Raw genomic sequence first — 19,193 nt, 5'->3', positions numbered from 1 at the left:
ATCAACAAGGACGAAGAGGCGCCGATCTTCCAGATCGCCGACTACGGCCTCGTCGCCGACCTCTTCGAGGCACTGCCGGAACTCGAAAAGGCGCTGTGAAGCCGGCGAAAGCAGGTGGTATGGCGCATGCCGAGGCTTCGAGGATAAAATGCGGTCGATGGTTCGAACCACCGACAGCTTTGCTACCCAGGTACGGAATTTTACGCCGCCTGCGACTGCGACAAGCCTTCGATCGCCATGGTGCGTGCCGTCACGAAATCGACTTTGCCGGAACCCAGGACCGGCACCTTGCCGACGGTCACTTCGGCCGGGACCATCATTTCCGTGGCGCCCTTTGATTTGGCGAATGTCAGGAAATCGCTTCGCGTCGCATCCGGCGCATCGGTCAGGAGCATGAGGCGCTCGCCTTTCTTCGGGTCCGGCACCGCCGAGACGACGCTGAGCGCGCCGGGCCAGAGCTGCGCGGCAAGGGTCTCGACCGCAGCAAGCGAAATCATCTCGCCGCCGATCTTGGCAAAGCGTTTGGCCCGGCCGCGGATCTTGACGAAACCGTCTTCATCGATGGTGACGATATCGCCGGTATCGTGCCAGCCTTCCGGCAGCGGCTCTATGTTGCCGGGATTGTCGGCACGCATATAGCCGGCCATCACGTTTGCGCCACGGATGACAAGGCGCCCGCCCTCGTCGATGCCGGGAACCGGCTCGAGCTTCCATTCCATGCCCGGCATGATCTTGCCGACCGTTCCCGTGCGGTTGTACATCGGCGTATTCAGCGAGATCACCGGGGCCGCCTCTGTCACGCCATAGCCTTCCAGGATGCGCAGGCCGAATTTTTCCATATAGACCTCGCGGGTCGATGCCTTCACCGGTTCGGCGCCCGAGAAGATATAGCGGATCGATCTGAAGTCGTAAGGATGGGCGGTGCGCGCATAGCCGTTCAGGAAGGTATCCGTGCCGAAGACGATCGTGGCGTTCGAAACATAGATCAGTTCCGGCACGATGCGATAGTGCAGCGGCGACGGATAGAAGAACACCGGCACACCCGAGACCAGCGGCAGGATCGTGCCCGCCGTCATGCCGAAGGAATGGAACATCGGCAGGATGTTGAACACCTTGTCGCCAGGATGGAAGTCGATGCGCGACGCCGCCTGGGCCGCGTTCGACAGGACATTGCGATGGCTCAGCACCACGCCCTTGGGCGCCCCTTCGGACCCGGAGGTAAAGAGGATGACAGCCGCGTCATCTGCGTTGCACTTCACCAGCGGCCGATATTTGCGCAGGAGGCCGACGATCTTGTCGAGGAAGGTGACCTGCGTGCGCAGCTCATCCAACCACACGAATGTCACGTGCTTTTCGAGCTCCTCGACCACCGGGGCAAGCTTGGCCTGCGTGATGAAGGTCCGCGAGCACAGTACATGCTTGACCTCCGCGGTCCGGCAGGCGGAAAGGATATTGGCAGCGCCGGCCGTGAAGTTCAGCATGGCAGGAACTTTGCCCGCCGACATGACGCCGAGGACGGTCGCGGCCGTGCCGTTGGCGTTCGGCAGCATGACGCCAAGCGTCTTTTCCTTGGGGAACATCTTCCGGAACTTCGCGCCGAGCACCGCGGCACCGGTCAGGAGCTTGGCATAGGACAGCTTGCCGGCAATCGGATCCTCGACGGCGAGCTTCTTTCCGCCGTGTTCGCGAGCTGTTTCGATGACGCGGCCAAGGATCGTGTTGTCGGTATCAGCGGTGCGGAACATCAGCGTCGACATGATCTGGTAGAGGGCGGCACCGGCCGCGATGCGCCGCTTCCTGCCCTTGAGCTCCGCCGGTACATCAAGCTTGACCGGTTCGAGGATCTTTACCTTGACCTTGGGGAAGAGACGGCGGCGAACATGGCTCGACGTCAGATAGGAGGCGTAGCTCTTTTCCAGACCGTCGATGCGAACGGGCACGATCATCGTGCCGGTCTTGTCGGCGACCATTGCGGCGCCGTCATAGACCTTCATCAGCGTGCCGGTGACGGTCAGGCGACCTTCGGGGAAGATGCCGACCGGGCTGCCGTCCTGGATCACCTTGATCAGCGAGCGCGTCGCCATCGGCTTCGTCGGGTCGAGCGGCAGGAACTTGCACTTCGTCAGAAGCGGCCGCACCCACCACTTCTTGGCGAAGGAATAATCTATCGCAAAGACGGGCTCTTCCTCGGTGATGGCAAGCGCCAGGGCGCCATCGAGCAGGCTCACATGGTTGAGCGCGATGATCGGTGCGGGGCCCGCCTTGCGGATGTTTTCCAAGCCTTCGACTTCCAGCCGCATGAAGGCACGGAAAATGATGGAGATGAGATCGCGAAAAGCGTTGGTCGGCAACGTCTTCAGCATGACCCAGGCGATCGCGATATTGAGCACGGATATGCTGAGAATAATCACGGGGATCGACAGGCCGATAGCTTGCAGGGCAGCAACAAGCGACAGGCCGACCGCGATGAAAAGAGCGGACAGAACATTGGACGCGCCGATGACGCGGGCGCGGCGATCCTCGTTCGCCCAGCTCTGCATCGCCGCGAAAGTCGGAACGGCGAGGAAGGCACCGCCAATTGCCATGCCGGAAAGATCGATGGCGACGCGGATGGTTTTCGGCTCGGCGAAGAAGGCGAGGATGGTTTCGGCGTGGGAAGTCGATTGAAGGCCCCACAGGTTCCAGGCGAGATCGAGGCCGAAGAGCGCAACGATCAGCATACCCACGGGCGCCGGCAGGAGCACGATGCGGCCGGCGGACATCCATCCGGCAATGGCCGAGCCGATGGCGACGGATATGGCAAAGATCGCCAGATAAGCGGGAACGACGATTTCCGAGCCGCCGAGAATATCGGTGACCATGATCGGCAGCATCGACATGATGAAGGCGCCGACGAACCAGAACCAGCAGTTCATCAGCGAGGCGCGCCAGATGCGGCTGTCGGCGTGAAGCTCGTTGACCAGCCTGTAGCTGGAGCGCACGACATTGAGGTCGACGACCAGATCCGGCGCCTTGGAACCGATCGAGGGGATCATGCGCGCGGCGAACCAGCAGAGAATGGAGAGTCCCATCATCATGGGACCGAAGATCCAGACATTCTCGCCCTGGCGGAAGGCGACCGCGGCGACCATGGTGCCGGTGAGAATGGCGATGAAGGTGCCGCCCTCGATCCAGGCATTCGCCTTGGGAAGATCCCGGCTTTCCAGGTGATCAGGCAGGATGCCGTATTTGATCGGCCCGAAGAGGGAGGACATGACGCCAAAGCCGAAAAGGGCGAGCATCAGGATCCAGATGGATGAGAAAGCAATGCCAACGACGGAAATCGCCGCCACTCCGAGCTCACAGCGCTTCAGAAGCTCGGCGAGATTGGCCTTGTCGTGCTTGTCGGCGAGTTCGCCGGCGACCGCCGACAGCAGCAGGAACGGCGCGATGAAAATGCCCCCGGCAAGGGTCACCAGCGCCGCGCCTTCCGTCGCCATCTGTGCGAGAATGACAAAAACCAGAGTCTGCTTGAGAAAATTATCATTGAAGGCGCTTAGGAACTGCGTCCAAAACAGCGGCGCGAACTTCCTCGATCTCATCAGATGATTTTGCATGGCGTACCCCTCGTTCAGCCAATAAGACGCCACAGAATTGTTACGCAAAGGTTGAGTGCGGATACAACCCTACGGCGTCGTTAACAAACATTAGTCCTGACCGTCACGATTGAACTTAACCAGAAGCTTCTCCGTCCGGGCATCCTCTACCTTGCGGATCAGTTTGTCAGCCTCGGTATTGTCGCGGATCGTCTTCGTGACGTTGACCGTCGTCTGCACCAGCATCAGGATGCCCATGGCGAGATAGCCTTTGCCCCAGAGATCAATCGGCATCATGTAGAGACCGACGAACAGCATAAAGGCTGCAGCGCCGAAGGAGATGTAGGAGAAGCTGACCCAAGCCTGCGAGTGTTTCTGAAAGCTGTCATTCATGATCCTATCCTCTTTTATATGTTTGGTGCGTTTGGTTTCAGGCTGCCGAATTTATGCGTTCGCGAAGGCGAGCGAGCACATCGTCGGCTGAAGGACCGAGCGGTCCGCCGAAGCCGGCGTTGGCAAGTTTTTCGATGACGATTTCGGGCCGGCTCGCGGCATCCATTTCCTTCATGGCGTTTGCAGTGATCTCGCAGCGGTCCTGATAAGCCTGCAGGCGGGCAAGCGTCTCCTCGGCCTCGTCCAGCGTTGCCAGGCTGGAGGCGTCGTCACAGGCGGCACTAAGCTTTTGTGTCTGGGCGGTGGCACGCGCCAGGCGCTCTCCGCGCTGCAATTCCTGGAGGCGCGCTTCGGATGCGCGAACGGTTGCCTTGAGCTTGCCGATCGTCCGGGTGAATTGCGCCTGCGCTTTCTCGGAGGCGTCGCGCTCGGCTTCAAGTTGGGCAATCGCCTCGGCAGCTTCCCGGGCGAGCTCGTCATTGCCCTTCTGCAGGGCGGCGATGGCCCGGGTTTCCAGATCCGCGATGCGAGCGATGATCGCCGCGTGCTGGCTCTTTTCCTGCTCATTCTGTGCAACGGCAATCGCCACTGCCCGCCGCGCAGACTGGATAGCGCCGGCCGCATCGCGGATCTGCTGCGCCAGTAGAGGCACGGCATTGCGATCGAAGAACGCCTGTTCCGCATCGTGGGCCCGACCGCGAATGAGGGTCAGAATTGAATTGAACATTTGTTGTCTCCCGTTTATGAACGATGTTCACGATATGAGATATGCCAGAATCATGAACGGCGTTCAAGAATAATTTTGAACGACGTTCACAAATCGAATTGGAATGGTTAATGGCGAGAAAAACCCTGGAAAAGCGCGAGGATCTGAAGCTGCGGCTGATCGAGGCGGCGCGCAATCGCATCGCCGCCGACGGCCTTTCCAACCTTCGGGCGCGTGACGTCACACAGGATGTCGGTTGCGCCCTTGGAGGCCTTTACACCGTCTTTGCCGATCTCGACGATCTCATCATTCACGTCAATTCGTCGACGTTGAAGGCGCTTGAAGCCTCACTGACGCTCGCGGAGGTCAGGGATCACACGCCGACGGACCGGCTGCGCAACCTCGCGCGCGGCTATTTGCGGTTTGCGCTCACGCACCGCAATCTATGGAAAGCGCTCTTCGACCATCGGCCGCTGGACGACCGTTCGAGTCCCGAATGGCATCTGGAAGAACATATGTTCCTCATGGGCATCATAGCCGAGCCGCTGGCGGAACTGCAGCCGACAATGTCGGAAACAGCACGCGCCATCCGCGCGAGAACCCTGTTCGGCGCCGTTCATGGCGTCGTCAGCATCAGCCTCGAGGGGCGATTCGTCGGCCTGCCAGTCGAAAGCCTGGAGCGGGAGCTCGACGACTTCATCCTGACGGTCGCGGCTGGAGGCGCCGCGAGGCAGGGTTAAAGCGTGCCGAGGGACCCGCAGGACCCTTTCTTGCGGGAGCAATCGTCGACTGATCGCCCCTCCGGCCGGGAGAGTTCACCTGTTGCGCCGCGCTCGTCACGGCAGCAATAATGCTTCGTCCGCTACTGCCGGATAGTTGCGATTTCCCTCCAGGCCCTTCCTTCGCGAAGAATATCTTTGGTAGTCCGCCGACGAGACGATTCTTAGACGAAAGTGCCAAGAGAACATTCAAGGCTGAGGCCCGCCTCCCCGTTGCCATTCGGTCGAGATATATCTCGCCGGAAAGCTGAAGCGTCGGATCGGAAGCTCACCATGGCGCTCCGCTCTCGATCGCGATTATGCATTTTTTAAATCGATCTTAAAAAGTCGAGGCGCGAAGCTAATCGATTTTAATTTGTTTATTTAAAAATTCTTGTTGCAGCGCGAAGAAAATCGCACCTAACTCCTTACGCTATTTTGTCCATCGTAGGAAACGCGCAATGACGATTTCATTTCCGCTTACAGACAAACGCACTGTCGATGAACTTTTGAAGCACCTTAACGCGCATAAGCTGTTTTATCCGGGAAATTGCGTCATTACGGTCAACCCCCTCGCCGCGCACGTTTCGTCGTGCATTTCATATGCACTCAGCACTGCTCGGACTGCTTGGTAGGCGCGGCGCTCTTTCGTTGAAGCCGTTTTCGGCCATGAGTTGGGCATCCGAGTGTTTGCATTCGAACGCGGACGAAGGCTTTGGGGCTCCGTTGACTTCTGGCCGCCCGGCCGTCGAGTAAATGAGACGAAAACCTATCAGTACTCACGCTAAAAATCCCGGAACGCGCTGAAAAAGCAGGAGGAGGCGTCTCGAGCCGGATCCAGACGATTCTTGTGGGTCAATGTCGACTGTCGCCGCAACCGCCTGAGATATTTCCGGGGCGCACTTTGTGTTTTCCGCTCGGTGGCTAGTCAAAGGCCAAAGGGTATCGGGATTGGCATCGCTTTCATCGGCGCCGCCCGGTCGCCGGCTCTCCGCTCGGACGCTGCCACCGGTTCCGAAGCAAGCTAGTCGCGACTGACCTCTTTCAGAAGATCTGCCGGAGACATTCCGCTCGCGCGAGGCTTCGGTGCTGACGGCGGACCTCAACCAGCTCATAGGCACTCTGCAGAGCCTCGACACGCAGATGGCGCAGAAGGACGCGACACGCCAGCGCCTAGAAATGAGCATCGGGTCCGATAACAATCTTATCCAAACGCTGACCCAGCTGGTCGACCTGCACCAGCAGGCGTTCAAGCTCGATGTCGGGACCAAGATCACGCTCTACACTTCGGAGGAGGAACTGCAGAAATCGCAATCCTCGCTCGCCTCCGACAAAGGCGAATTGATCGAGACCGATGCGGCGCTGCGCGAACTCGCAAGCGAGAAGATCAAGACGCTCTCGCAATTCGTCGCCGACTACGAGAACAAGACCGCCGAGGCCGAGCGCAAGGCGGACGAGGCCAAACAGGCACTTGTCAAAGCGGACGCGCGCCTCGCACGCACCAAGCTTTATTCGACGGTCGACGGCGTCGCGCAGCAGATCGCGGTGACCACGATTGGCCAGGTGGTGACCACGGGACAGCAACTGCTGATCGTGGCGCCGACGGAGGGGGTTCTGGAGATTGAGGCGCTGGTCGCTAATCTCGACATTGGTTTCGTCGAGCCCGGCCAAAGCGCGGTGATCAAGGTCGACGCCTTCCCCTTCACACAGTTCGGCGTGCTGCACGGCAAGGTCATCCATATCGCTTCCACGGCAGTCGATGAGCAGGAGGCCAAGCGCGCGCTCGCGAACGCTCCTGCTGCCGCCAATGCCCCCGGGCTCGCGTTAGACAGCCAGCCAGGTCAGCCAGCGACCTTTGTTTTCCCGGTCACCATCGCGCCCGATGAACAGGCGATGACCATCCATGGTGCAAAGATCCCCCTCACGCCGGGCATGACGGTGACGGTGGAGATCAAGACCGATAACTGGCGCGTCATCGACTACCTGCTTTCACCGCTCGCCAAGATCGCTTCCGAGGCGATGAGGGAGAGGTAATGAGATCCGAGCGCGAGAAAGCCTGAGCCAGCGACTTGTTCTGATTCGATGCTGGCACCGCTGTTCGGCAGTGCCCAAAAGACGACCGCCTCACCACAGAGCTTTCGATCTAGGGCACGGGAGGCTCCATCGATCGCGGTCTGTATCCGCGCGCACGCTTCCGGCGTGTTAGCTGGAGAAAGAGGTCGACCGCTTCCTTTTCACACTCGAAGAGATGGATCTTGCATTGGCCTCGCTGCCCGATCCGACCCCAGGTTCTGATCAGGCACGCGTCGCCGAACAGTGTAGCCGAAATCTCCATGGCATAGTAGCGAGCCATATTTTTCGTGGCATCCGTTCGCTCGACATATAATCGATAAGGCTGAGAGATCATGGGCGCAGAGTCCGGTATTTCCGCCTTCGCGTCCAATGAGACTTATGAATCGATCCAGCCGCACTGATTCATGCTGATGATGAATGCCGCCAACTTTCAGCGGCCGGGTGGGTTCATGTTAACGGACAGCACCTCGTCCGTCGCATTTCCCGCCGGCTGTACATCAGATTGGCCGAACCGTGTCTCCTTAAGGACTGGATGCCAAGTTTGTGTCGTCAGAGTTGAAGTACAGCGACGAACTTTGAGGATAATGGCGATACCGAGTCGGGTTCAGATTCGCCAGGAATCGCCTTCGGGGACGGTGGTTGCAGACTACGGCGGACCGGGAGCTGGGATGATTCACAAGAGTTACGAACTAGGCCTTCGGCGAATGTAATTCTCTAAACCATTGCATTTAAAGGTTAATCGGAAATGCGAGGGCAAAGTCTTTTGCCATTAGAATATCTGCTAAGATTTTGTTAACCCTATTCTTCTTGCCAATAAATGAGAATCGGGCCTTATTGTTTGGGTGCGGAGTTGAGCGAGTGGTTCGCGAAAAACCGCAGATAAGGCGAACAGGCAACATTATGGCAGAGAGCGCAGAAGCGAAAATCACGAAATATCCCGGACTGAGATCCGTGATTGCGCGTCACGCTTCAACGCTTTCCGCGCAGTTGCAGGCGCATCATGCCAATATCTTCCCGCCGCATTCGCGCAAGGGCATCCGTACCTTTTCGCCCTCCGAGACTGCCAAACTCCTGGGCGTGGCTGAAGGCTACCTGCGCACGGTGGCATCTGAAATGCCCGATTTCAATGTCGCGCAGGGTGCCGGCGGACGCCGGATGTATTCCGTCGACGACATGGCTGTGCTTCGGCGCCATCTGGAGCAAGGTTCACGGGCCAGTGGTCGCTATTTGCCACATCGCCGCGACGGCGAAGAGCTGCAGGTGATTGCGGTCATGAATTTCAAGGGCGGGTCGGGCAAGACGACGACATCCGCCCATCTCGCGCAATATCTTGCTCTGCGTGGCTTCCGCGTTCTTGCTATCGACCTGGATCCCCAAGCCAGTCTCTCGGCATTGTTCGGGAACCAGCCGGAAATTCATGTCGGACCTAACGAGACGCTCTATGGCGCCATTCGATACGACGAAGAGCGCCGTCACATGGGCGAAGTCGTCCGCGCTACCTATATTCCCGACCTTCATCTCGTTCCGGGCAATCTCGAACTAATGGAATTTGAGCACGACACCCCGCGTGCCCTGATGAAGCGGCAGGCCGGAGATACGCTTTTCTTCGCGCGTGTTCAGGCGGCGATCGCCGAGGTTGAAGAGAACTACGATATCGTAGTGATCGACTGCCCTCCCCAGCTAGGCTTTCTCACCCTGTCGGCCCTCACCGCCGCCACGTCCGTCTTGATCACGGTCCATCCGCAGATGCTTGACGTGATGTCGATGAACCAGTTTCTGTCGATGACGAGTGATCTTCTCGATGAAATATCGGCCTCGGGTGCCGAAGATCGCCACAAGTGGATGCGGTATTTGATCACTCGATTCGAGCCGACCGATGGTCCCCAGAACCAGATGGTCGCTTTTCTGCGGTCGATGTTTGCCGAAAACGTGATGATCAATCCAATGCTCAAGAGCACTGCGGTCTCGGATGCGGGCCTGACAAACCAAACACTTTTCGAGGTCGATCGCGGTCAATTCACCCGGGCGACCTATGACCGGGCGCTCGAATCGATGAACAATGTCAATGGCGAGCTCGAGGCATTGATCAAAAAGGCATGGGGCAGAGCAGCATGAGCCGGAAGGATATATTTGCGAATCTGAAACCCAACGCCAATCCTGTCGAGGCAGAGGCGCCCGTAGACTTCGAGCGTCCCCTGCTCGCCAGGACGAAGCCGATGTCGGCTGTCACGAAATCGCTTGGCGACCTCAACGACCGCAGTCGTCGGGCTGACGATATCGAAAAACGGCTGGCAGAAGGCCAGGCTGTTGTCGAAATGGATGTCTCCCAGATCGACCCATCCTTCGTGCGCGACCGCATGGCCGGCGACATCGATAGCCTCGTCGCCTCGATCCGGGAGCAAGGTCAACAGGTGCCGATCCTGGTGCGCCCTCACCCCGAGCGGGCTGGTCGATATCAGGTGGCGTTCGGTCATCGTCGTCTGCGCGCCGTCACCGAGCTTGGTCGGCCCGTCAAGGCTATTGTCCGCGAACTGTCGGACGAGCAACTGGTCATTGCGCAGGGACAAGAAAACAACGAACGCCAGGATCTCACCTACATCGAGAAGGCGCGCTTCGCAGATCAGCTCAAAGCCCGGTTCTCCCGCGACACCATCATGTCGGCTCTATCGGTGCAGAAGGGAGATTTATCTCTGATGCTGTCGGTTGTGGCTCGTGTTCCCGCTGAACTCATCGAAGCGATTGGGGCAGCACCCGGCATTGGGCGCCGGAGCTGGGTCGATTTTGCTGACTACCTTAATGTCGGAAGCAATTTGGATAAGGCAATCGAGATCAGCAGCTCGCCACAGATAGAGGCCCTCCCCTCGGATGAACGCTTCAAGGCGATCACGAAGGAGATTAAGCCTCGCAACTCGGTTCAGCCTGCGGACGACTGGGCGACGCCAAATGGCCTTCGTCTTGGACAGATCAAAGCGAGCAAGAGCAAGCTGGATATTTCCATCGATCGAAAAACATCGCCGGAGTTTGCGGCATTCGTACTCGAACGCCTTCCGACGCTGTTCGATGAATTTCGTTCGCAGCAATCGGATCAACCGAAAAACGGAGAGTAACCGCAAAAAGAAAAGGCCCCAAAACGTCGCCGTTCCGGAAGCCTCATCTCACTTGTAGCGAAGCAGAGAATCGCATTTCCGGGAATCATCGTCAAGAGTCTTTGGCACCGTTTTTGGTGAGCGCTTTTCGTTTGCCTTTTGAAAGGTGAAAGAAAATGCATTCCGGAAGTGTGACGACGCCATTTGGGCGGCGGCCGGTGACGCTTGCGCTCGTGCGCAGGCAACAGTCAGTGGCAGAAATTGAAGCCGGCAAGACCGTGCAGAAGTGGAAGGTCTTTCGAGACGCTTCTGAGGCAAGGGAGCGCCTGGGTCTTCAGGACCGCAGCCTTGCGGTTCTCGATGCCCTTCTCAGCTTCCACCCAGACAATGAGCTCCGCGAGGGTGCGCAGCTGATCGTTTTCCCATCAAATGCCCAACTTATGCTCCGGGCCCATGGCATGGCAGGAGCGACACTGCGGCGACACCTGGCGCTTCTTGTGGACGCCGGTCTGATTGTTCGCCGCGACAGCGCCAACGGCAAACGATACGCACGCAAGGACGGCGAGGGCGCCATCGAAACTGCTTATGGTTTCGATCTTTCTCCGCTTCTGGCCCGGTGCGATGAGCTGGCGATGATGGCCAATGAGGTTGTCGAGGCACGTGCGGCCTTCAGGAAAGCGAAGGAAGCGCTGACCATCTGCCGGCGCGATGTCCGTAAGCTGATATCGGCAGCATTGGAGGAGGGTGCCGATGGCGATTGGGAGGTCATGGAAGCGCTTTACGTAGCTTTAGTCGGGCGGATACCGCGGTCACCGACAGCGAGCGACGTGGCCGGCATTCTCGACGAGATGGCACTTCTGCGCGAAGAAGTGCTCAACCGATTGGAAATGCAAAATAAACTGCAGAATAACAGCACCAATGCTGCTCATAGTGAGCTACACATACAGAATTCAAACCCCGAATCTCCTCTTGCATTTGAACCTCGCGCCGAAAAGGAGCAGGAGGCGAAATCGAGCGAAAAAACGCGACCACAGACGGGGCCGCTGAAGGCCTTTCCGTTGGGGATCGTATTGAGAGCTTGCCCCCAGATTGCGGACTATGGCCCCGGTGGCGCGATCGCAAGTTGGCGCGATTTGATGTCGGCCGCGATCGTGGTTCGTTCGATGCTTGCGGTCAGCCCGTCGGCTTACCGAGATGCCTGTGAGGTGATGGGGCAGGAAAATGCTGCGGTGGCGATTGCGTGCATTCTGGAGAGGGCAAATTTCATCAACTCGGCCGGTGGCTATTTGCGTGACCTGACGAGGCGAGCCGAAATTGGCGAATTTTCGCTGGGGCCCATGATCATGGCTTTGTTGAGGGCCTATGGCGGTGAGGGCGTGCGTACGGGTTAAAAGTTTGCCGCGGCAAACTTTGGACTCCTCACTCCATACCGCTATAGGGCCGCTCGGTTGGAGTGAGGGGTCGACGTTCGCGATGGGCGGGAAAATCCTGTGGTGGTGATCGCCTCCATCCTGAAGGACAAGCGTCAACTCGGCCGGAGGTATTTGCGTGACGAGGCGAGCTGGTGTTCGCGAATTTTCGCTAGCCCCTTGTTCCCTGCTTCGTTGATGCCCCGGTGGCGATGAGGGCGTGCGTAACAAAATAGAGTTTGCCGCGGCAAACTTTGGTCTCAGTGCTCTATCGGATCTTAGGGTGGGCTGGATGGACGGAAGACGTGGGCGTTCGTGCTCAGGGTTTGGCCTCTCGAAATGCTGCCGGCGCAACCATGTCGCAAGCAATCGCATTTGGGAAATTATGAGGATCTTTCGGCGGAATCGGTCGAGCGATTTGGCCGAAGCAATCTGCCGCCGAGGAGCGACGCTCGGATTTGCTCACTCTTGGAAATCGCGGGTGCTGCCGGGACAGAATCCTCCGGCGGTGCCTCGCTCTTCTGGCGATTTTGTTTCAGTGCCAAGAACCTACTCTGCGCCGTCATTCGGTCCTCGACGCTTAACGGTTCCAGAACCGCGCCATCAATGCCATGGCGAAACGAGTCCGGCTGGGCGCTTGCAAGGTAGTAGCGCTTGGAATGAACGAAGGCACCAGCCGCGCGGCGGAGCGCCGTAGCGGGAACATCCGGTTTCAGAAGCGTGCGAATTTCCTCGAAGAGACCTATGGCAAACGGCAGGATTGGGTCGCCGACTTTAGCGGGAAGGATCTGGATTGGGCGGACAAGCAGAGCATTGATCGCTTCAGCCTTATGAACATCAATCTCTGCGGCCACAATTGGCCCGCGGCTGATGGTCCAGGGTTTATTCATTCCCTCGTGGCTCACTATCGAGATCTCCATTCCGGACAATATGCGTATGCAGCAGAGAAAGGAAAAGATCAACGACAGGATTAGCGGGGACGTGTCCGTGCGTTCTTCTTCTCTTGCTTCGGCACCAGCAGTTTCAATGTATAACGCCTGTGGCGCCGCTCGCCGCTTCGGCTCAACATTCCCGTCTTTACCATATCGTGAAGATCTCGTTGTCTCCATCGCTGGAGAAACCCTGGGAACCGCGATATAGTTTTCGCGGTCGGACCTCCTTTGAAGCCCTCAATGCCTTTGCGGGGTATGCGTAACTAACCGTGTCTTGGTACCCGTTGAACGCGCCGCGAAACCGGTCGTAGAATTTCCCCTTACGGATATAAAAACGCGGAACGAGCAGCACGGGTAGGGCGCGTGCTGGCCGTCCAATATGGTTTGCGAAAAGTAAACGAGAACATTTCCTGATGGTGCTGCGTTGCCGATACGTCAGGCACTTTGCCGTGCGCGAGGTAATCTCCAAAAGCGAAAGTTTGAAAAAAGGGCCGATTTTGCGATGGAGATTCCCTATAGCCACGTTATAAGCCCGCTCTATATTAGGGGATATGAGCCTCACACCGGTAACCGATGCCAAGTTCTTCCGATTCCTCAGCCCAGAGTGCCAGTGGCCCGAGCGCGGGTGCCAATCGCCCGGCAGATCTGGACTTGGCCGCCGGCCAAGTTGAAGCGCCGGCACCCGCCTCGGACTCTGCGTCCAGCTTATCCAGCCAATCTGACAACTCGCGGCCGCCTGAGGGACCCTTTGGCCAAAGCAGACGGGCAACGGGCAATCTACTACGTGCACTCGGTCATGATTTGCGGGAGAGTGCCGTCTCGGCAAGGGTGAGGGCCAAAACGGCCGCTGCCTATTTGAGGACGAAGCTCAAGGCATCAACTCCGTCAGAAAGCCCAGCACCATTCCGCAGTCTTGGCTCATGGTTCGCAACAGCGCTGGTTAAAACGGGGAGCAGCATTCGGGGTCTGCGTCCAAGGCAGTTCGACACTGAGCGGCATGCTTCGCGCCGAACGGGGTGGTGGAAAATCGCCATAGGATTGACCTTTGCCTACTTCATCCTTGTGGGATGCGTATTGGTGTGGGCACTCAGAGACGTGCCATGGGGCGAGATCCGGGACGGAACCTTGAAGCCCGTTGTCGTGCTTGAAACCGCTGACGGCGCACCGTTGGTAAGGCAGGGACCCTATCAGGGACCGTATGCTCGATATGACCAGTTCCCGCCGCGACTGATCGATGCGGTCCTTTCGATCGAGGATCGGCGGTTCATGGATCATTTCGGAATCGACCTCATCGGGATCGGAAGGGCGTTCCTCCGCAACCTCGAGGCTGGCTCTGTGGTAGAGGGCGGCAGCACGATCACCCAGCAGTTCATCAAGTTGCAGTATCTCGAGAGCGACCGAACAATAAAGCGAAAGATCCAGGAGGTCGTCATTGCACTGTGGCTGGAGTGGAAACTCGGCAAGCAGGAAATCCTCACGCGCTATCTCAACAGCGTCTATCTTGGCGCTGGCGCGACCGGCATGCCTGCGGCTGCGCGGATCTACTTCAACAAGGATATCGGCGCTCTTAACCTGCCGGAATCGGCGATGCTGGCGGGGTTACTGCGGGCGCCCAGCCAGTGGAATCCGATTGACAATTTCGAAGGTGCCCGACAACGCACCTCCGTCGTTCTTGACGCGATGGTGGCCAATGGCAAGATCGCCGCACCGGAGGCCGAGAAAGCGAAGGCGAGCTTCGCTACGCTGCATCCCACCGCGCCAACACCACGCTCCGGAAGCTGGTTCGCCGACTGGATTTCACCGCAGGCGAGCGAGATCGCCGCTTCCTCGCCAGGTTCGACGACCGTGCGCACGACGCTCTCACCGCAACTCCAGCAGATCGCCGAAAGGGTCATCAAAAGAGCACTGGACGGTGAAGGAAGGGCTGTCGGAGCCTCGCAGGCCGCGTTGGTCGCGATGACTCGAGACGGCGCGGTCGTCGCCATGGTCGGCGGACGAGATTACAAGGCGAGCCAGTTCAACCGCGCCGTCACCGCGATGCGGCAGCCGGGCTCCACCTTCAAGCTGTTTGTCTATTACGCGGCACTGAAGGCCGGGCTCACCTTGTCCGACCGCATTCTTGATGCGCCGATCGACGTCAACGGCTGGTCGCCGGAGAATTCTGGGGGGAACTATCACGGCTGGGTAACACTTGCCGAAGCCTTTGCCCGATCGCTGAATGCCGCCAGCGCGGCGCTTGCCCAAGAGGTCGGGATTGACAAAGTGATTGCCGCCGCGCGGGAGCTTGGCATCAAATCGCCGCTTGCCAATACCCCGTCTCTGGCGCTCGGTACATCCGAAGTAAACTTGCTCGAGCTCACAAGCGCATACGCGTCCGTGCAGCTTGGCAAGGCGCCCGTCGAGCCGTGGGGCATCATCGACTTTCAGGCGGCCGGGCAGGCGAAAAGTTTTCGGGTTGGCTTGCAGACAAAGGCGAACGTCGATCTTTCGACCTACCAGTCCGATCTGCTCGGCCTCCTGCAATTGGTGGTCGAACGCGGCACCGGACGTGGAGCGGATCCCGGGGCTTTCGCGGCCGGTAAGACCGGCACCAGCCAGAACAATCGCGATGCCTGGTTTGTCGGCTTCACGGAACCGCTCGTCGCAGGCGTTTGGGTGGGCAATGATGATGATACGCCGATGAACGGAGTCACCGGCGGAGCCTTGCCGGCGCATATTTGGCGCGACTTCATGCGGGAGGCGATGACCGAACGCGCGCCGAATGGAGCGAGTTCGACAGAAGCAGTGGTCGACGGTCAAAGTACGTCGCAGTCCTGTAACATCACCGCCTGCTCCCGCAGCTATCGCTCTTTTCGACCGTCGGACTGTACCTACCAGTCCTATTCCGGCGAGCGGCGGCTCTGCGAAAAATGACGATGGATATTTGGCGCTCTCCGCGGCCGTGAGGAACACTTAGCCAATTTTTCGCCGGCGTCAGTAGAGCAATCGGGCACGTATCGTTCCCGGAATCTTGCGAAGTGCATCAAGTACGTCATCGGCCGTCTGGCCGACGCCCTCCGCTTCAATGACCACGTAACCCAGATCGCCGTAGGTCTGCAGGAACTCACCGACGATATTCAGTCCACGGGACGAAAAAATCGCATTCAGACTGTTCAGGATGCCAGGCCGATTTTCGTGAACATGGATGAATCGTGTGCCGTTTGGACGCGGCGGCAGTTGAACTTGGGGAAAATTGACCGCGCCCAGCGTCGAGCCGACATCGGAATATTCGACAAGCTTTCTGGAGACTTCCGTTCCAATTCGCTCCTGGGCTTCCTCGGTCGACCCGCCAATATGCGGGGTGAGAATGACATTGTCCAAACCCTGCAGCGGCGTTTCGAAACGCTCCTTATTGGATGCCGGTTCTTTCGGGAACACGTCCACGGCCGCGCCTGCGAGATGTCCTTCTTTCAAAACCTTCGCGAGCGCTTCGATATCCACCACGGTCCCACGGGAATTATTGATGAAAATAGCTCCCTTTTTCATTCGGCGCAGTTCGGCCTCGGTAATCATGTTTCGCGTCGAGCTCGTTTCGGGAACATGCATTGTCACATAATCCGAGATTTCGAGAAGCTCGCCGAGCGTCGCCATCGACTCTGAATTGCCGTGGCGAAGCTTGTCCGAAGGATCAAAATAGCGAACGTTCATACCCATGCTTTCGGCAAGAACGCTAAGCTGCGAACCGATGTTGCCGTAGCCCACGATGCCCAGCGTCTTTCCGCGCACTTCACGACTGCCGACGGCGGACTTGTCCCATCCGCCTTTGTGCGCGGATGCTGAACGCGGGAAAATCTGCCTGGTCAGCATGATGATTTCACCGATGACAAGCTCTGCGACCGAGCGCGTATTCGAATATGGAGCGTTGAACACGGGGATCCCGCGTCGGCGGGCCGCATCCAGGTCGACCTGATTTGTCCCCACAGAAAAACAACCGACCGCGATCAGCTTCTTGGCGGAGCTGAAGATTTCCTCTGTCAGATGCGTGCGTGAACGAATTCCGACGATATGCGCATCGGCGATATGATCTTTGAGATCCTTGTCATCGAGAGCTTTCGGCGAATGGGTGAGATTGACATAGCCGGAGGACGAAAAGTAGTCGACAGCGCTCTGATTGATGCCTTCAAGCAGAAGTACGGAAATCCGATCGCGCGGAAGAGAAAGATGTCGGGTCATTGGTGCTTTCGATTCTCGAATTCGACTAAGCCGAGGCCGTATGCCGGCTACAAAGCTCACAGATACGGTAGCACGACGCTCCCTAGGGTGAAATGCTTTAACCTCTGTCACTATTTGGACCTGATCAGGCAGATCTATTCCAGCGGATCTATTTTGCGGCCATGCGGTCACGCGGGCAATTCAGGAAAATACGGCTATACCCACAGCCATCCAGATCAATGCCGTCCCCAGCGCCATTGCTCGCCGGGCGGCGACGACTTTTTCTGCCTCGTCCTCCGCTACAGGGGTGGTCACAATCCAAGGCACACAACCAAGTGCGGCAAATCCGACGAGAGCTAAAACCAGCACAAAATAATCGACCGGATGCCAGCTCCCCTGTTCATACACCCCCCAGTAACCCAGAAAGGCCATCCCCACTGCAAACATGGTGGCGGACGCAGAACAAAGCCCCGTAACGGACCCGGTAGGAGCGCGCATGTTGCTTTTTTCACGTGTTTGCAGGCTCATGAGGCGTTATCCACCATGGTTGTCCGTCGCTTGGCAAATATGTCAGGATTTGAGCACGGCGTGAAGTGTTGGTCAGCGCCGGAGAAGGTTAACCACATGCGCGGAATGGGACATTCCCTTGCTTGGATCGGAGGCGATCAACTCGTTCAGCGCAGAACCATCCTTCGATTTGCGGAGTGCAATTCCGCAAGTGCAAGGCAAGTTGCAGCGGCGCAAGATGGCCCGCGCGTCGCTTCTAAATAACCAGCCGCGCCGCGCGCCCATTCTTCCGCTCGACGTTGTTGTAATAGCTTGCGGCTTGCGTCACCGACTTGTGCAACGACTGCTGCATCGCCTCCGGCAAGGGGATGCCGCGGTTGGCAGCTTCCGTTAGATAGCCGGATCTTAGCCCGTGCGCAGAAAACGCTTTCGGATCCAGACCAGCCTGTTCGCATCTGCTTTTCAGGATCAGATTGACCGATTGCGGCGTCAGCGCCCGTCTGTCGACATTTCCCCATTGATCAATGCGCCGAAAGAGCGGTCCGCTCTCGATTCTGGCGTCTACAATCCACTGTTTCAGGGCAATGACCGGCCGGCCGATCAGAACAGCGTGAGCCTTGTCTTCGACTGTCGTCGTCTTGGTGCGGCCGAGATTGATGGTGAGGCAGGGCAGAAGAGGAGAGGCGGCATTGCCTGGAACGGCATGCACCGGCTCTTCGTCGACCAGGTCCTCGATGCATAGGCCGGCAACCTCCGAGCGCCGGCGGCCGCCGGAGGCGAAGGCGGTGAGCAGCAGGGCGCGATCGCGAAGATCAACCAGGCGACCGCCAGCACAGGTGGCGAGCAGCTTTGCGAGGACATCGCCGGTGACGGCTCGTTTGCTTTTACGCTGCCTTGGCCGTCCACTGGCCCGCACAGCGAGCCGCAATGCGGCTTTCAGCGAGGGAGCACTAAAATATCCCGTCAGACCACGCCAACGCGTCAGGATCGACCAGGAGGTCAGCCGCCGGCGCACCGTATCCGGCGCATGCGGACCGTCGCTGCGCAGCAGCCCCTGAAGACGCAGTCCCGCCTCGACATCATCAGGCATGCCGTGGCCGGGATCTGAGACGCGTTCGAGCGGATCCCAGAGATGATGGGCGACGAATTTCAACAACAGGCTCTCCGGCGCCGGCCAGGGCAGGGGCGTACTAGTCGAAAGCTCGCACCAGGCTTCGAGGTAGCCGAGATCGGAGGCAAGCGCGCGGAGCGTGTTGGCGCCCATGCCTTCCTTGGCCAGATGTTTCAGGGTGGCGACGTCGTCGTCGGTCAGCAATGTCGCGAGCTGATCGCGACGGGCAAACGGCAGGATGGCGTCGAGCGCATCGAGCTCCTCGGCGCGGCGCAGCACCGGATCAGCGGGGGAGGGGAGGGCTTTGGGCTCTAGCATGGCAGGCTCGGGCGCTGTGATTTGCCCCGACTATACGGGGCTCCGTGGGCATTTCTGCAATAATACCCGCTAAGGGAAAGCGAAGTTGTTTGGATTGAAACGGTTAGCGCGGATCGGCCTGAAGCGTTCGAGGG

At 58.6% G+C, this 19,193-nt stretch carries 14 protein-coding genes and 1 pseudogene; 7 read left to right on the top strand and 8 right to left on the bottom strand.

The genetic code is table 11. The features are described from left to right. Positions 1–99 (top strand): annotated as a pseudogene (locus PY649_RS33780) (electron transfer flavoprotein subunit alpha/FixB family protein); the annotation flags it as partial. A 101-nt stretch (positions 100–200) separates the two neighbouring features. Here the strand turns inward: PY649_RS33780 and PY649_RS33775 are convergent. From PY649_RS33775 to PY649_RS33765, 3 genes are all read right to left on the bottom strand, one after another. Beyond that, positions 201–3,596: an acyl-[ACP]--phospholipid O-acyltransferase gene (locus PY649_RS33775; RefSeq protein WP_285873371.1), complete on the bottom strand. Its 3,396-nt coding sequence runs from the start codon at positions 3,594–3,596 to the stop codon at positions 201–203. 90 nt (positions 3,597–3,686) lie between these two features. Further along, positions 3,687–3,968 carry a YiaA/YiaB family inner membrane protein gene (locus PY649_RS33770; RefSeq protein WP_285873370.1) on the bottom strand — a complete coding sequence of 94 codons (282 nt, stop codon included), beginning with the start codon at positions 3,966–3,968 and terminating at the stop codon, positions 3,687–3,689. 37 nt (positions 3,969–4,005) lie between these two features. Beyond that, the gene (locus PY649_RS33765; RefSeq protein ID WP_285873368.1) at positions 4,006–4,695 is read right to left on the bottom strand and encodes a PspA/IM30 family protein; all 690 of its coding nucleotides are present in this window, start codon (positions 4,693–4,695) and stop codon (positions 4,006–4,008) included. A 110-nt stretch (positions 4,696–4,805) separates the two neighbouring features. On the opposite strand from PY649_RS33765, the gene PY649_RS33760 reads away from it, so the two are divergent. Together PY649_RS33760 and PY649_RS33755 are read left to right on the top strand one after the other, a co-directional pair. After that, on the top strand, positions 4,806–5,414 hold the full coding sequence (locus tag PY649_RS33760) for a TetR/AcrR family transcriptional regulator (protein WP_285873367.1): 609 nt from the start codon (positions 4,806–4,808) through the stop codon (positions 5,412–5,414). A gap of 1,071 nt (positions 5,415–6,485) precedes the next feature. Next, complete coding sequence (locus PY649_RS33755; RefSeq protein WP_285873376.1) at positions 6,486–7,466, top strand: HlyD family type I secretion periplasmic adaptor subunit; 981 nt, start codon at positions 6,486–6,488, stop codon at positions 7,464–7,466. Positions 7,467–7,575: 109 nt separating this feature from the next. On the opposite strand, the gene PY649_RS33750 is transcribed toward PY649_RS33755, so the two are convergent. Next, positions 7,576–7,839: a WGR domain-containing protein gene (locus PY649_RS33750; RefSeq protein ID WP_285873366.1), complete on the bottom strand. Its 264-nt coding sequence runs from the start codon at positions 7,837–7,839 to the stop codon at positions 7,576–7,578. Between the two features lie 566 nt (positions 7,840–8,405). Here PY649_RS33750 and repA point away from each other — a divergent pair. From repA to repC, 3 genes are all read left to right on the top strand, one after another. Further along, positions 8,406–9,620: a plasmid partitioning protein RepA gene (gene repA / locus PY649_RS33745; RefSeq protein WP_285873365.1), complete on the top strand. Its 1,215-nt coding sequence runs from the start codon at positions 8,406–8,408 to the stop codon at positions 9,618–9,620. Beyond that, positions 9,617–10,612 carry a plasmid partitioning protein RepB gene (gene repB, locus PY649_RS33740; RefSeq protein ID WP_285873364.1) on the top strand — a complete coding sequence of 332 codons (996 nt, stop codon included), beginning with the start codon at positions 9,617–9,619 and terminating at the stop codon, positions 10,610–10,612. Before repA ends, repB begins: the two co-directional genes overlap by 4 nt. Positions 10,613–10,767: 155 nt before the next feature. Further along, positions 10,768–11,982: a plasmid replication protein RepC gene (gene repC / locus PY649_RS33735; RefSeq protein ID WP_285873363.1), complete on the top strand. Its 1,215-nt coding sequence runs from the start codon at positions 10,768–10,770 to the stop codon at positions 11,980–11,982. A gap of 401 nt (positions 11,983–12,383) precedes the next feature. On the opposite strand, the gene PY649_RS33730 is transcribed toward repC, so the two are convergent. Beyond that, positions 12,384–12,890, bottom strand: coding sequence for a ProQ/FINO family protein (locus PY649_RS33730; protein WP_285873374.1), 507 nt, complete (start codon positions 12,888–12,890; stop codon positions 12,384–12,386). A gap of 615 nt (positions 12,891–13,505) precedes the next feature. On the opposite strand from PY649_RS33730, the gene PY649_RS33725 reads away from it, so the two are divergent. Then, positions 13,506–15,845: a PBP1A family penicillin-binding protein gene (locus tag PY649_RS33725; RefSeq protein WP_285873361.1), complete on the top strand. Its 2,340-nt coding sequence runs from the start codon at positions 13,506–13,508 to the stop codon at positions 15,843–15,845. A gap of 60 nt (positions 15,846–15,905) precedes the next feature. Here PY649_RS33725 and serA read toward each other — a convergent pair whose 3' ends face one another. The 3 genes from serA to PY649_RS33710 all read right to left on the bottom strand — a co-directional run bounded on the left by serA (position 15,906) and on the right by PY649_RS33710 (position 19,059). Beyond that, positions 15,906–17,144, bottom strand: coding sequence for a phosphoglycerate dehydrogenase (gene serA, locus PY649_RS33720; protein WP_285873372.1), 1,239 nt, complete (start codon positions 17,142–17,144; stop codon positions 15,906–15,908). A 180-nt stretch (positions 17,145–17,324) separates the two neighbouring features. After that, the gene (locus PY649_RS33715; protein ID WP_285873359.1) at positions 17,325–17,651 is read right to left on the bottom strand and encodes a hypothetical protein; all 327 of its coding nucleotides are present in this window, start codon (positions 17,649–17,651) and stop codon (positions 17,325–17,327) included. Between the two features lie 235 nt (positions 17,652–17,886). Further along, positions 17,887–19,059: a site-specific integrase gene (locus tag PY649_RS33710; RefSeq protein ID WP_285873358.1), complete on the bottom strand. Its 1,173-nt coding sequence runs from the start codon at positions 19,057–19,059 to the stop codon at positions 17,887–17,889. Positions 19,060–19,193 lie beyond the last annotated feature (134 nt).

Origin of the sequence: Rhizobium mayense (assembly GCF_030272705.1) — a bacterium.
Lineage (GTDB): Bacteria > Pseudomonadota > Alphaproteobacteria > Rhizobiales > Rhizobiaceae > Rhizobium > Rhizobium mayense.
Note: the sequence above shows the minus strand (reverse complement) of the source record. Positions and strands in the feature narration are given on the sequence as shown.